Origin of the sequence: Aeromonas sp. R5-4, from assembly GCF_040908215.1 — a bacterium.
Taxonomy (GTDB): Bacteria; Pseudomonadota; Gammaproteobacteria; order Enterobacterales; family Aeromonadaceae; genus Aeromonas; species Aeromonas veronii.
In genome coordinates this window covers 99627-113587 of record NZ_JBFODG010000014.1, presented here as the reverse complement: position 1 = coordinate 113587, position 13961 = coordinate 99627, and the positions used below count along the sequence as shown (strand labels likewise).

Annotated in this window: 15 protein-coding genes; 14 read left to right on the top strand and 1 reads right to left on the bottom strand. The window is 57.3% G+C overall.

Annotation, left to right across the window (positions count from 1 at the left end; all coding sequences use genetic code 11):
• The first annotated feature begins 21 nt into the window (after positions 1-21).
• From AB5Y83_RS06050 to AB5Y83_RS06020, 7 genes are all read left to right on the top strand, one after another.
• A complete protein-coding gene (locus AB5Y83_RS06050; RefSeq protein ID WP_019444800.1) occupies positions 22-423 on the top strand; it encodes a hypothetical protein in 402 nt (133 codons plus the stop codon).
• A 47-nt stretch (positions 424-470) separates the two neighbouring features.
• Positions 471-1496 carry a flagellar hook-length control protein FliK gene (locus AB5Y83_RS06045; RefSeq protein ID WP_230848189.1) on the top strand — a complete coding sequence of 342 codons (1026 nt, stop codon included), beginning with the start codon at positions 471-473 and terminating at the stop codon, positions 1494-1496.
• Positions 1497-1567: 71 nt separating this feature from the next.
• Positions 1568-1990, top strand: a complete 423-nt coding sequence (gene lafF / locus AB5Y83_RS06040) for a lateral flagellar basal body-associated protein LafF (RefSeq protein WP_269428984.1) — start codon at positions 1568-1570, stop codon at positions 1988-1990.
• A gap of 7 nt (positions 1991-1997) precedes the next feature.
• Positions 1998-2714, top strand: coding sequence for a lateral flagellar system RNA polymerase sigma factor LafS (gene lafS / locus AB5Y83_RS06035; RefSeq protein WP_026034857.1), 717 nt, complete (start codon positions 1998-2000; stop codon positions 2712-2714).
• A 50-nt stretch (positions 2715-2764) separates the two neighbouring features.
• Positions 2765-3622 carry a lateral flagellar motor stator protein LafT gene (lafT, locus tag AB5Y83_RS06030; protein WP_019444796.1) on the top strand — a complete coding sequence of 286 codons (858 nt, stop codon included), beginning with the start codon at positions 2765-2767 and terminating at the stop codon, positions 3620-3622.
• Positions 3622-4569, top strand: coding sequence for a lateral flagellar motor protein LafU (gene lafU / locus AB5Y83_RS06025; RefSeq protein ID WP_368174851.1), 948 nt, complete (start codon positions 3622-3624; stop codon positions 4567-4569). The genes lafT and lafU overlap by 1 nt, the downstream gene beginning before the upstream one ends.
• The gene (locus AB5Y83_RS06020; RefSeq protein ID WP_080660212.1) at positions 4556-5017 is read left to right on the top strand and encodes a hypothetical protein; all 462 of its coding nucleotides are present in this window, start codon (positions 4556-4558) and stop codon (positions 5015-5017) included. Before lafU ends, AB5Y83_RS06020 begins: the two co-directional genes overlap by 14 nt.
• On the opposite strand, the gene AB5Y83_RS06015 is transcribed toward AB5Y83_RS06020, so the two are convergent.
• Positions 4950-5957 (bottom strand): lytic transglycosylase domain-containing protein, encoded by a 1008-nt coding sequence (locus tag AB5Y83_RS06015; RefSeq protein WP_234881615.1) that lies wholly within the window; start codon positions 5955-5957, stop codon positions 4950-4952. The genes AB5Y83_RS06020 and AB5Y83_RS06015 overlap by 68 nt on opposite strands.
• Positions 5958-6601: 644 nt before the next feature.
• On the opposite strand from AB5Y83_RS06015, the gene mraZ reads away from it, so the two are divergent.
• From mraZ to mraY, 7 genes are read left to right on the top strand one after another with little or no spacing between them, the layout of a single operon-like run.
• On the top strand, positions 6602-7060 hold the full coding sequence (mraZ, locus tag AB5Y83_RS06010; protein ID WP_279488484.1) for a division/cell wall cluster transcriptional repressor MraZ: 459 nt from the start codon (positions 6602-6604) through the stop codon (positions 7058-7060).
• The gene (gene rsmH / locus AB5Y83_RS06005) at positions 7061-7999 is read left to right on the top strand and encodes a 16S rRNA (cytosine(1402)-N(4))-methyltransferase RsmH (protein WP_194495598.1); all 939 of its coding nucleotides are present in this window, start codon (positions 7061-7063) and stop codon (positions 7997-7999) included.
• A 3-nt stretch (positions 8000-8002) separates the two neighbouring features.
• Positions 8003-8317, top strand: a complete 315-nt coding sequence (ftsL, locus tag AB5Y83_RS06000) for a cell division protein FtsL (RefSeq protein ID WP_005336166.1) — start codon at positions 8003-8005, stop codon at positions 8315-8317.
• Complete coding sequence (locus AB5Y83_RS05995) at positions 8314-10068, top strand: peptidoglycan glycosyltransferase FtsI (RefSeq protein ID WP_005336163.1); 1755 nt, start codon at positions 8314-8316, stop codon at positions 10066-10068. Before ftsL ends, AB5Y83_RS05995 begins: the two co-directional genes overlap by 4 nt.
• Positions 10001-11533: a UDP-N-acetylmuramoyl-L-alanyl-D-glutamate--2,6-diaminopimelate ligase gene (murE, locus tag AB5Y83_RS05990; RefSeq protein WP_279488483.1), complete on the top strand. Its 1533-nt coding sequence runs from the start codon at positions 10001-10003 to the stop codon at positions 11531-11533. Before AB5Y83_RS05995 ends, murE begins: the two co-directional genes overlap by 68 nt.
• Complete coding sequence (gene murF / locus AB5Y83_RS05985) at positions 11530-12885, top strand: UDP-N-acetylmuramoyl-tripeptide--D-alanyl-D-alanine ligase (RefSeq protein WP_368174850.1); 1356 nt, start codon at positions 11530-11532, stop codon at positions 12883-12885. Before murE ends, murF begins: the two co-directional genes overlap by 4 nt.
• The gene (mraY, locus tag AB5Y83_RS05980) at positions 12879-13961 is read left to right on the top strand and encodes a phospho-N-acetylmuramoyl-pentapeptide-transferase (RefSeq protein ID WP_005355120.1); all 1083 of its coding nucleotides are present in this window, start codon (positions 12879-12881) and stop codon (positions 13959-13961) included. The genes murF and mraY overlap by 7 nt, the downstream gene beginning before the upstream one ends.

Here is a 13961-nt window from a genome sequence, read left to right as displayed (position 1 = left end):
CGCCCAACATATTGAAATTTCTTGGTTCTCGGTCTGGCCCACTCCTTGCTTGTGGGCTGGTTTATCTTCTTTTTGGGGCTCGTCATGTCAGGTATTGCTCCCGTGTTGCGTGAGACCGAATTGCAGACTCGCCAGCGTCAGTTATTGGGGTTGGGTACGCTCTTGCTGCAACAAGCGCAAGCTGGCCAGTGGGATGCAGTCAGGCTAACCGATGGACGTTTCGCACAATTTGTCTCTCAAGTTAGCCGGAATCCCCAACTCTGGGCTGCGTTGCAACCAGCAAGAGATAAAGCCCGAATTTTGTATCGACAGGCATTGCAACTCTGCGAGCAGGAAACCCTGGTTCGTAAACAGGAGTGGCAGCAGCTTTCTTCGATTCGTGAAGGCTTGACCGCCTACGGTGAGACAGAGCAATGGGATTGATTCAATTTAGCGGTTTTGACGCTGCGTATTCGCCTGATGTCACGGCCTTGAACCGTTTGTCCGGCCAAGCCGGCAGTGAAGGTGAGCTGTATCAACCGCTGGATGAGGCGGTTGACCCTCTGCTTGCATTGCCCTTGCCCGAGCTGGCTGCTAGCGATGTTGCGGTAGAGGAAAAAGAGAGAGAACAGCCGGGGGCGGAAGGCGACCCGGCTGAACAGCTGCCAGCGTTTACCAATATGCCTCCTCTCTTTGTCAGAGTAAGTGATGCCGATCTTGATGGTTTTCGTGTGAGCCGTACTTTTTCCCGAGCTGAAGGTAGCACCGGTGGCCAGCAGGTGGTGGTGGATAACAAATTGCCACCCTCTCTTCGTACCTTGATGGGGAGTGCGACCGCGCTGCCCGAGCAAGAGGTGATGCCGCGTCGTGAAACGGTCTCTGCCGCTGCAGAACAGGCGCTCTCTACGTTGCTTGTCAAATCGAATGGGCAAACCGGTGTATTGCCCGGCCGCTTCACCTTGCCGGTTATGGCTGCCGGTTTGGATATGGGAAGTGTGCCTGACACCGCTGCGGTAGAAAACAGGTTGCCAGATGCTCGCCAGCTGGCAGTCGGACAACTCGCCGCTGCACCGCTGCGTCCGGTCGACTATCAATGGGCTCCTGTCCGGTTGCCAGACAACCAGAGCCAGTGGGGACAGCAGCTGGTTAGCCTGCTTCAGGACAAGGTTGAACTGCAGGTCAATCAACAGGTGAAACAGGCTCATATCCGGCTGGACCCGCCAGAGCTGGGGCGACTGGAGTTGACCGTCAAGCTCGATGGTGACCGGCTCAATGTCCAGTTGAACGTGACCAATCCGGCTGTGCGCGATGCGATGATCCAGTCGATGGAGCGCTTGCGCATGAGCTTGGCTCCCCATCATGCCGGTGGGGTCGAGGTCAATGTGGGGCAGGGTGGCGAACAGGGACAGCAGGAGCGGTGGCAACAGGAGAAGATCCTGGCTGGCCGCCGCCAGTGGCAGGATGATCCGGATTCCCAATGGGATACGGTGCACGACTGGCTCAATACACTGGTCTGATTTTTAACCCGTAATAACGAGAGTGGTTTTACATTATGCGGCGTGTCATGAAGTGGTTGATGATATTCGTCATGGCTCTGTGTCTGTTGGCCATACTGGCCTATGGCGCATGGCTTAAGCGCGATGTGGTCGAAGTCTGGCTCGGATTGGCAGAGCCAAAGCCCGAGCTGAGCAGCACTCCGCTGTTCAAGCCGATGGAGCGCTTTGTTATCAGTCTGGAAGGGGGTGAGCAGTCTCATTATCTGGTGCTGGAGCTGGCACTGGTGACCTACAACCCGGCGCAGGTTGCCAAGCTGGATGAACTGACGCCACTGATCCGCAATGCCATGGTGCAGTATTTCAGCCACCGCTCCCATGATGACGTAAAAGTCGAGCTGCAGAATATTTCCAAGTTGCAAGTCTCTCTGCGCGACAAGCTGGTCACTACGGTACAGGGATATGGCTATAAGCCCTATCTTGATGAAGTGCTGATCACCAAGGTACTGGTACAGTAGCCACGATATGACAGATTCCGTTTGGGATGCTCAACAAGAGTTTGCCGATACTCCGCAACTTCCTCGCACGGGAGAGCCCGCTATTCTTGCTCGCTATCTACCCTTGGTGAAGCGAGCCGCCAGCCATCTGCGCAGCCAGGTCAGTGCCTGTTTTGATCAGGAGGACATGGAGCAGGTGGGAATGATGGGATTGCTGGAGGCGTGGCGCCGTTATGGCAGCGAGCCCGATGCCCAGTTTGAAAGTTATGCCTTCAAACGGATTCGTGGCGCCATGCTCGATGAGTTGCGCCGTCTGGACTGGCGACCCCGCCAACTGCGACAGCAGGTACACGGCCATAATCAGGCGCAGCGTGAACTGCACAATCGTTTGGGGCGCCCCCCCTCAGAGCAAGAACTTGCTACTGCGCTCGACTGTTCGGTGGATGAGGTGCGTCAGTTGTCCTACGCCAGCCAGGCTGAAGCGCTGCAGAGTCTGGAAGAGTGGCTGGAGAATGGCGGTAAAGCCCCGACTACCGAATCTGATGATGTCGATATGGCGATGACCATCAGCAAGGTGTTGGCCACTCTGGATAAACGCGAGCAGTTATTGCTTTCCCTCTATTACCAGCAAGAGCTCAACATGAAAGAGATCGCGTTGGTGCTGGGATTAACCGAATCCCGGGTTTGTCAGCTGCACAAACAATGTGTACTTCAGCTAAAGCAGCGATTGGTCGACTCCATATAGTAGTGCTTCACCTTTACTGGTGACCCTTCTTGTATCGTGCGGGAACATTCATGCAAAAACAGATTGGCATCGGCGTCATATTAGTGTGCGTGCTGGGTGGCTTCATGATGGCCGGGGGAAACCTCGCAGCCTTGTGGCAGCCAGCCGAGCTCATCATCATCATCGGCGCAGCGGTAGGCTCCATGTTTCTGGGCAACTCGAAAGAGGTGATGCATGAAATGTGGCGGCAGATAAAGATGTGCTTCAAAGCGAATAAAGAAGAGAAAGAGGTCTATCGTGAGCTGCTGACTCTGATGCATCAACTGCTTGAAGAGACACGCAATAAGGGGATGAAGGCGCTCGACGAGCATATTGAAAATCCCCAGCAGAGCTCGGTTTTCTTGATGTATCCCCAGATTTCGGAAGATCCCCAACTGCTTGGTTTCATTATCGATAACCTGCGTCTGCTCGGAATGGGCAAGATCACCCCCCATGAACTGGATACCGTGCTGGAGCAGGAGATCATGGCCATTGAAGAGGACATGCTCAAGCCTGCTCATGCCTTGCACAAAACCGGCGAGGCCTGCCCGGGCTTCGGCATTCTTGCTGCGGTGATGGGGATCATCATCACCATGCAGCAACTGGATGGCCCTCTGAGCAATATCGGTGTCCATGTGGCGGCTGCTCTGGTGGGCACCTTTATCGGTATTTTCCTCTGCTACTGCTTGCTGGAGCCAATCAGCAATGCCATGGAAGAGATGGTCAAGCGCCGTATCGGCCTGTTGATGTGCATCAAGTCGATCCTGATTGCCCAGTTGCGTGGCAAGACACCGCTGCTTGCCGTCGATTCGGGTCGCAAGATCCTGGAGCCTGAAGTCAAACCAAGCTTCCTTGAGCTGGAAGATTGGGTGACCAACAGGGCGATGTAATGCGCAATCACGAACAGATTATCGTCAAGCGCCAGCAGCGTCGTAACAGCGGTCCCAAAGGGGGCGGCGCCTGGAAGGTGGCATTTGCCGACTTCACGTTGGCCATGATGGCGTTCTTCATGGTGCTGTGGATCCTGGCTGTGTCCAATCAGGAGGAGCGGGAAGTCGTTGCCAGCCGCCTGCGGGACTACAGCATCATGGACAGTGAGGCAAACCCGTTTGATATTCGCAATAGCCCCTATCCTGTCGATCTCGGTGGCAATCCCTCAGTGATGGATGAGCTTAACCCCAAGTTCGATCAGCAGGGTCAGCTGATGCCCAAGCATATGGATCGTAATCAGAGCATTTTTTCTGACGGTCCGGGCGGCGGGTATGAAAAGCTGTTGATAGGTAAACTTGAGGGGGAAGCCCAGATGAAGCAGCTGGCCAGCTTTATCGACCATCTTGCTGAGCAGATGCAGGCGAAGAATAACCTCGAGATTCAAATTGTTCCCCAAGGATTGCGGATCCTGATCCGTGATGACGCGGATCGGGAAATGTATAGCCGCGGCAGTGCCCGCATCAGCCCTTTCTTTCGCCATATGTTGATGGCATTGGCCCCCATATTCCAGCGTATCGAGAATCGGGTCATGATTTCTGGCCATACCGACAGCACACCGTTTGCTAGTGACAACTACAGCAACTGGGAACTCTCGTCAGACCGCGCCATGATGGCAAGACGGGTGTTGCTGACAGGCGGCATGCCACCTGAACGGGTCGGGCAGGTTGTCGCGATGGCCGATACCATGCTGGAAGATACCCGGAATCCACAAAGCAGCCGTAATCGGCGCATTGAATTGTTGGTCATGACAACTCAGGCAGAAACCAATCTGGAGCAACTTTTCAGCTCCCAAACGCAAGCGGCAGCTAGTCATGCCAAGGAGATGATTTCCCATGGACGACCCTGAGATCGAGTTTCCGCTGCATTCCTCGCACAATGATCCACGCAGAAAGGTGCCTCGCTGGTATTTGCACGATGGAACAACGCCTTTCGAGTCACAGAGTTGCGGGATTGCGGCCAGATTGCTGATTTCGGGATTGCTGTTTGACAAGAGTATCGGCCGCGCAGTGATCAAAGATATTGGCCCGGGCGGGGTCGGTTTCCTTGCTCCGGCTCGATTTGAATTACCCGAAACGGTGACGCTCTCCCTGTTGCCGCGAATTGCGCTGGATTGCAACATCACTCATCGTCGCGCCATTGGCCGGCAGCTCTGCTTTTACGGGGCTCGCTGGTCATATCCGGAAGAGGTTGATTTGGCTCCGGTACTGAGCCATTGGCGCCACTGTTTCATGGTGCCGCAATCAGCGGCCGCTTCTGCTGAATCCCAAGAGGATCAGGTAAGCGTTCCAGTCTGATCTCGCCTCGACTCATATCAAGCCCCCTGGCAGCTTTCAGCAACAGGGGATCATGCAGACTGTCCAGTGAGACCGCTTTGACAATGGCGGTCGCCCCTTTCTTCTGGTTGGCGGTGGGGGCTTTGCCCTTGCTGTAGACGATAGGGCAATGGGTTATCCCTTGCGCGACAGGGAGTTGCCAGGCCGGATTCCAGCGGCTGGCTTCATTCATTGATACGCCTTTTGCCTGAGCCCACGCGGGCAGTGAGCAGCCGTTCGGATGACGGAATATTTGCAAGTCATTGCCGCTGTGCCATGGCGGAAGTTGAAACTGATAGCTGTCAGCCATATCAAGCAGTCTTGCCAGCGCAACAAAGCGCGCGACATAAAAGCGTGTTTCAGTCGGAAGCTCCAGTTCCCATATATTACGTGTCCCCGCTTTTAAAACCGCATTGAGTACCCGCCCTTCTCCTGCGTTGTAGGCGGCCAAAGCAAGCAGCCAGTCATTGCCAAAGAAGCGATACAGCCATGCCAGATATGAAAGGGCAGCCTCTGTCGCCAATGGCAGTGAATAGCGCCCATCAAATTCGCTGGTGATGGGAATGGCAAATCGGGTGGCGGTATCTGGCATCAGCTGCCAAGGGCCTGCGGCGCCAGCAGAAGAGACCACATCCAATCGGTAACTGCTTTCCAGTAAAGGAACAAAGGCAAGCAAGGGCGGCAGTTTGCGTTCGTGAACCTGTTCCGCGACCCAGCGAATAACGGGCTGTGTCTCCGCAAGACGTTGTTGAAGATAAGGGCGCTGCTTCAGCAAGAATTGCTGCTGCTGACCGACCAAATCTGCCCCTTTACCCTGAATCGGGACAGGGAAACCAGCTTGCCACTGATAATTGTGATAAGCATGGCAAGATGTTGATATCATTAACATCCCGCACATTAGTAAAGAAATGAGCCGGGTCATGGGGCAATTGTTGAGCAAGGATCGCGCAATAATAAAAACATGATATATCTCAACAGTTTTTTGAATTTAAGGTCGTCTGATCATGTGTAATCCAGGACGTAGCAAGCATGATAACACGAGTAAAAAAGAGCCCAAATTCGGGTAAAGCGATTCAGAAGTTTTTGCTGTATCTGATACTCGCCAATTTCATTCTGATGGGCTTGTACATTGGTTACGCTCAAGAGCTGACATTTGCCACCAATATTCTGCTGACATCCCTGCTGATTATTTACAATCTGTTGCTTTGTCAGCTGGTGTCTCTGCGTGCTCGCCGTTCGAAAGATGGTTACATCATCTATCCAGTGATATGTGTCAGTATTTTGCTCTGTGCAGTGGTATTGTTCCGTTTCATCATATCGCCCAGATAGTGACCGCTCACCGACTTGCTGCTTATTAATCACTTTCTGTTTTTTCAGCAATAACTCTTGGAAAATCAACCTACTCAATCCGCAGCATGCAATTGCTGCGTCAATATGTTCCCTCTGTCCCATCTCCTTGCTTGAAAAGCCCCCTGCTCGTCCTTAAACTTCAAGGTGGGGAAAAGTGGATCAAAGTGGTTTTTAGAGGGGCAATCTGCCTGCTCACTCACCTTCAGGGACTGCAATTTGTTGCGTGGCGCTCATGCCATCAGCCTGGACAGTAAAGGGCGGCTGGCAATTCCGACCAAATTTCGTGATTGGCTGCGCGATGAAAGCGACGGCCAGCTGGTCTGCACCATCGATATTGCCCATCCCTGTCTGCTGCTTTATCCCCTGAATGAATGGGAAGAGGTCGAGCGCAAGCTCAAGACTCTCTCCAGCATGAATCCGCAAGAGCGCCGTTTGCAGCGACTGCTGCTGGGACATGCAACCGAATGCGAGCTGGATGGCAGTGGCCGTCTGCTGCTCAGTCAGCCACTGCGCAACCATGCGGGGCTGGACAAGAAAATCATGCTGGTGGGCCAGCTCAACAAGTTTGAGCTGTGGGATGAAGCCCGCTGGCAACAACAGGTCAATGACGACATCTTGGGTCTGCCCGGGGACGATTGGGCAAGCTCACCACGACTACAGGATTTCTCTTTATAAATGACCCAAGCCGCTGAACACATCACAGTGCTGCTGCACGAAGCCGTTGAAGGTCTGGCCATCAAGCCGGACGGTGTCTACGTCGACGGTACTTTTGGCCGTGGTGGTCATTCTCGTCTGATCCTGCAGCACCTTGGCCCCAATGGCCGCCTGATCGCCATCGACCGCGATCCCCAGGCGATCGCCGAGGCCGCCAAGATCCAGGATCCCCGTTTCGAAATCGTGCACGGCCCCTTCTCCGGCATCGCCTCCTATCTGGATGAGCGCGGTTTGCTGGGCAAGGTGGATGGCTTCCTGCTGGATCTGGGGGTCTCTTCACCCCAGCTGGATGATGCCGAGCGCGGGTTCAGCTTTATGAAAGATGGTCCGCTCGATATGCGGATGGACCCCACTTCCGGTCAGAGCGCTGCCGAGTGGCTGGCCAAGGCCGATGTGGATGACATCGCCTGGGTGCTGAAGACCTTCGGTGAGGAGCGTTTTGCCAAGAAGATCGCCCGTGCCATCGTGCACGACCGCGTGACCGAACCTTATGTGCGTACCCGTCAACTGGCGGAGATGATTGCCCGGGTCAATCCGAGCAAGGAGAAGGGGAAGCATGCGGCAACCCGCAGCTTCCAGGCCATTCGCATCTATATCAACAGCGAGCTGGACGAGATCGAAACCGCGCTCAACGGTGCACTGGAAGTGCTGGCACCAAATGGCCGTTTGTCAGTGATCAGCTTCCATTCGCTGGAAGACCGGTTGGTAAAGCATTTCATCCGCAAGCACGAGAAGGGGCCGGAAGTGCCTTACGGTATTCCGTTGACCGAGGCCCAGCTGGCTGGCGGTCGCAAATTGAAGTCGGTCGGCAAGGCACTCAAGCCTTCTGATCATGAAGTATCTGAAAACAGCCGGTCACGCAGCTCGGTGCTGCGGGTTGCCGAACGGCTGGCGGAGTAAGCGATGAGCGAAGTGCGTGTGCATCTGGCCAAGGAGATCGTTGCCGATCTCTGGCGGCACAAGCTGCAGATTTTTCTGTCGGTCGCCGTGCTGGTGACCGCGTTTGCCGTGATCCTGGTGACCAACATGACCCGTGGTCTGACGGCCAAGCAGAACGATCTGATGGCGGAAGAGGATCGCCTCAATATCGAATGGCGCCACCTGCTGCTGGAACAGGGCACCCTTGCTGAACACTCCCGGGTGGCGAGTCTGGCGATGGACAAGTTGCAGATGGGTCGTCCGCTGGTGACCACCGAGAAGGTAATTACCCAACCATGAAACGCAAGGCTACAGCCAAAGCTGCCAAAGCGAATGTCAAAGCGCCATCGATCTATCCGTGGCGCTTTCGCACGCTTGCGGTGTTTATCGGCATCGCGTTTGTGGGTCTGATCCTGCGTCTGGCCTGGATCCAGGTGATCAATCCGGATCGCCTGCGTCAGGAAGGGGACATGCGCTCCCTGCGTACCACCTCTACCCAGGCAGTGCGCGGCATGATCACCGATCGCAACGGTGAGCAACTGGCAGTATCGGTACCGGTCGAAGCGGTCTGGGCCGATCCCAAGACCGTACACGAATCCGGGGCCATCAATAATGAGCGCGCTTGGCTGGCGCTCTCCGCCGTGCTCAAGCTCGACATCAATACCCTCAAACACCGCATCGCCAACCCCAGCAAGCGCTTCGTCTATCTGCAGCGTCAGGTTACTCCTGCGGTAGCGGAATATATCAAGGGGCTCAAGCTGGGTGGCGTCTACCTGCGCCCCGAAGCACGCCGCTTCTACCCGACCGGCGAGATCAGCGCCCATCTGGTGGGGGTAACCAACATCGATGGCAGCGGTATTGAAGGGATCGAGCGCAGCTACAACGAGTGGTTGACGGCGACACCCGGCGAAATGCGGGTGCGCAAGGATCGTCAGGGGCGCGTCATCGAGCGGCTTGGCATCGTCAAAGAGGGCAAGAACGCCAACGATCTGCAGCTCAGTATCGATCAGCGGGTGCAGGCTCTGGCCTACCGTGCCCTCAAGCGGGCAACCGACGAGAACAAGGCGACCTCCGGCTCCATGGTGATGCTGGATATCAAGACCGGTGAAGTACTCGCCATGGTCAATACCCCCTCCTATAACCCGAACAACCGCGGCCAGTATCAGAGCTTCCGGGTACGCAACCGGGTGGTGACTGATACCTACGAGCCGGGTTCGACCGTCAAGCCATTGATTTTGCTCAGTGCCTTGCAGGCAGGTGTCACCAGCTGGAAAGATTTCATTCCCGGTGGTCCGCTCTTTATCGGTGCCAAGCAGATCAAGGACGTCAGTATCCACAAGGCGACCAACCTCTACGATATCCTGCGTTACTCCTCCAACATTGGTATGTCGCGCATCGCGCTGCGGATGCCGGCGCAGGAGATGATCAACACCCTCAGCATGTTCGGTTTCGGCATGGATACCGGCAGCGGGCTGATGGGCGAGAGTAGCGGCATGTTGCCCCAGCGTCGTCGCTGGTCCGATATCGAGCGGGCAACCCTCTCGTTCGGTTATGGTCTGCGAGTCACCCCGCTGCAACTGGCTTCCGCCTACGCCACCCTGGCTAACAAGGGCAAACGGGTGCCGCTTTCCATCGTCAAGGTGACTACGCCGCCCAAGGGTGAGCAAGTTATTGATCACAACAACGCCGCTGCCATGTTGCAGGCGCTGGAGTATGTGGTCGACAACGCCATTCCAAAAGCCAAGATTCCGGGCTATCGGGTTGGCGGCAAGAGTGGTACCGCCAAGGTCGCCGTCGCCGGTGGCTATGGCAAGGATTACATGGCCTGGTTTGCCGGTTTCGCACCCGCCAGTGATCCCCGTTTCGTCATGGTGGTGGTGATCAACGAGCCAAAAGGCAGCGCCTATTATGGCGGCGCCGTGGCGACCCCACCGTTTGCAGAGGCCATGGGCGGGGTGCTGCAGCTCTTCAATATTCGTCCCGATGCGGTGCCGCCAGCGGTGCCCACCAAACTTGCCCGTACGGAGGCTTCTCTTGTCCCGCGCACTTGATGCATTACTGCGCCCCTTCGGTATCCAGGCGCCGGCGCTCACCTTGACCGATATCCAGCTGGATAGTCGGCGGGTTGGCCCCGGCTCGCTCTTCGTGGCCATTCGCGGTCATCAGGTGGATGGCAGACGGTTTATCGAACAGGCGGTGGCTCAAGGAGCGACCGCTGTTGTGTTTGAGGAGGATGGTGAATTTATCCCACCATCGACTCCGGTTCCCTGTATCGGGATGCGGGATCTGCCCGCTCACCTCTCTGCTCTTGCGGGCTATTTCTACGATCAGCCAGCCCAAAAATTGGATCTGGTCGGGATCACCGGCACCAATGGCAAGAGCACCACGGCGCTGCTGGTCGCCAACTGGCGCACCCTGCTGGGTGGCAAGGCCGGAGTGATGGGCACCATCGGCAACGGCCTGTTTGGCCATCTGATCGAAGCGGAAAACACCACCGGCAGCGCCGTGCAGGTGCAAGCCAATCTGGCTGCGCTGCAAGAACAGGGCGCGGATCTGGTGGCGATGGAGGTCTCCAGCCATGGTCTGGTGCAGCATCGTGTTGCCGCACTGCCGTTTGCCGCTGCCGTTTTCACCAACCTGAGCCGGGATCACCTCGATTATCACGGCACCATGGAAGCCTATGGCGCCGCCAAGGAGCAGCTGTTGCAGCTGGTCGATGAGTCGAATGCGGTGATCAACCGCGATGACGGGCTGGGTGCCAAGTGGCTCGAAAAATACCCGGCAGCGGTGGCGTTCAGCGTTAATGGCCCGATTGAACACCATTCTGGCCGTCAATTAGCGGCGCAGCAGCTCGATTTTCACCAGCAAGGTTTTCGTGCGCAGATTAACTCCAGCTGGGGGAATGGTGTATTATCCGCCCCCTTGCTCGGGCGCTTCAACGTCAGCAATGTGCTGGCCGCGATGGGCGTGATGCTGGTGCTCGGTTACGACTTCAACGAACTGCTGGCTACAGCGCCTCAATTGCAGCCGGTGACCGGTCGCATGGAGTGTTTTGGCGGTGGCGATACGCCGCTGGCGGTGGTCGATTACGCCCACACCCCGGATGCACTGGAGAAGGCATTGCAGGCCCTGCGGGTGCACTGCACAGGCCAGCTCTGGTGCCTGGTCGGTTGTGGTGGCGACCGCGATCGCGGCAAGCGCCCCATGATGGCCGCCATGGCCGAGCAGTATGCGGATCGCGTGATCCTGACCGACGACAATCCCCGTACCGAGGAGCCGGCCCGGATCATGGCCGACATGGTGGCGGGTCTTCGCGATCCTGCTGCGGTGCAGGTGGAGCACGACCGGGTCAAGGCGATTGCGCTGGCCATCGGTCAGGCGAGCAAACAGGACATCATCCTGGTGGCCGGTAAGGGTCACGAGGATTATCAGATCATTGGAACCGACAAGCGGCACTACAGCGACCGGGAAACCGTCGCGGCCGCCTTGCACACATTATTGGAGTCATTCAAATGATGACCCTCAGGCTTGCCGAGCTGGCGCAGGTACTCGATGCCCGTCTGATTGGTGACGACGGCGAGATCACCGTCGTCAGTACCGACACCCGCACTCTGGGCGCGGGTGCCCTGTTCGTTGCTCTGCGCGGCGAGCGCTTCGATGCCCACGATTTTTGCGAGCAGGCCGTTCAGGCAGGGGCCTCTGCCCTGCTGGTCGAGCGTGAGCTGCCGCTGGCCATCCCCCAGCTGGTGGTGACCGACAGTCTGAAGGGGCTGGGCCGTCTCGGCCAACTGGTGCGTGAGCGCATCAACCCGAAAGTGCTGGCCATTACCGGCAGCTGCGGCAAGACCACGGTGAAGGAGATGGCAACCGCCATACTGCGCAACGAAGGGGAAGTGCTGGCCACCGCTGGCAACTTCAACAACGAGGTGGGCGTGCCGCTCACCCTGCTGCGCCTCGAACCGCAACACAAGTTTGCGGTGATGGAGCTGGGGGCCAACCATCCGGGCGAGATCGCCTGGACTACTTCACTGGCCAAACCCGATGCCGCCATCATCAACAACGTGGCGGCGGCCCATCTGGAGGGCTTCGGCTCGCTGGAAGGGGTGTTCCACGCCAAGAGTGAAATCTTTGAGGGCTTGAGCGAGGGTGGCACCGCTATCGTCAATGCCGACAACGAATTCTGGCCAAAGTGGCGGGAACGCGGCATTCAGTGCGCCTTCTCCATCGACGATCAGAGCCAGCCGTTCCACGCGCGCAACGTTGTGCTCAATGAGCTAGGCTGCGCCGAGTTCGTGATGGTGACCCCGCAAGGGGAGCTGAGCCTGACTCTGGCGATCCCGGGTCGCCACAACGTGGCCAATGCGTTGGCTGCCGCCGCGGGCTGTCTGGCCCTCGGCGCATCCCTCGCCTGTGTCAAGGCGGGGCTGGAGCAGATGGCTCCGGTCAAGGGGCGCTTCTGCGTGCAGCGCTGGGGCGGTTTGACCCTGGTAGATGATACCTACAATGCCAGCGTGGAATCCGTGCTGGCGGGCATCGATGCCCTGACCGCCATGGGCGGCTTCAAGGTGCTGGTGTTTGGTGATATGCGGGAACTGGGTGAGGAGTCTGCCGAGCAACACGCCCGGGTTGGCCGTCATGCCCGCGAGCGCGGTCTGGATGCCGTGCTGACAGTGGGGGAAGAGAGTCGCCACACCGCAGATGCCGCGGCGGGCCGACATTTCGATAACAAGGCGTCGTTGTTTGAAGTGCTTGCGCAAATGATAAATACACATCAGGAAATTTCGATTCTGGTCAAGGGGGCCCGTGGCTCCCGCATGGAAGATATCGTCGAGATGGTCAAAGGCCATCAGGAGTCAGCCACATGCTAGTCTGGCTGGCCGAACTGCTCACCCCGCACTTCACCTTCTTCAACGTCTTCTCCTACCTGACGTTTCGCGCCATCCTGTCGATCATCACCGGACTGGGGGTTGCCCTCTGGATGGGGCCACGACTGATCCGTCGCCTGCAGATCCTGAAATTCGGTCAGGTGATTCGCAACGATGGTCCCGAGTCCCACCTCAGCAAGCGGGGCACCCCGACCATGGGTGGCCTGATGATCATTGCTGCGATTTTCACGTCTGTGCTGCTCTGGTGCCGCCTCGACAACCCCTATGTCTGGCTGGTGCTGTTTGTGCTGGGTGCCTATGGTGCCATCGGCTTTGCCGACGACTACCTCAAGGTGGTGCGCAAGAATACCGACGGCCTGATCGCACGCTGGAAGTATTTCTGGCAATCCGCGGTAGCGCTGGCGGTGGCGGTGTTCCTCTATGCGACTGCAACCCATGAGGGGCAGACCCAGCTGGTGGTGCCTTTCCTCAAGGATGTGATGCCGCAGCTTGGCCTGATGTTTATCGTGCTGACCTACTTTGTCATCGTCGGTACCTCCAATGCGGTCAACCTGACCGACGGTCTCGATGGCCTGGCCATCATGCCGACCGTGATGGTAGCGGGGGGCTTTGCCCTGATCGCCTGGGCTACCGGTAACGTCAACTTTGCCAACTACCTGCACATTCCCTACGTGCCCTATACCTCCGAGCTGGTGATCGTCTGTACCGCCATTGTCGGGGCGGGTCTGGGTTTCCTCTGGTTCAACACCTATCCGGCGCAGGTCTTCATGGGCGACGTTGGTTCCCTAGCCCTCGGTGGCGCGCTCGGTACCATCGCCGTGTTGGTCCGTCAGGAGTTCCTGCTGGTGATCATGGGCGGCGTCTTCGTGATGGAGACCGTCTCGGTGATCCTGCAGGTGGGTTCATACAAACTGCGCGGCGTGCGGATCTTCCGCATGGCGCCGATCCATCACCACTACGAGAAGAAGGGTTGGCCGGAGCCGCGCGTCATCGTGCGCTTCTGGATTATCACCCTCGTGCTGGTGCTGCTGGGTCTTGCCACCCTGAAGGTGAGGTAA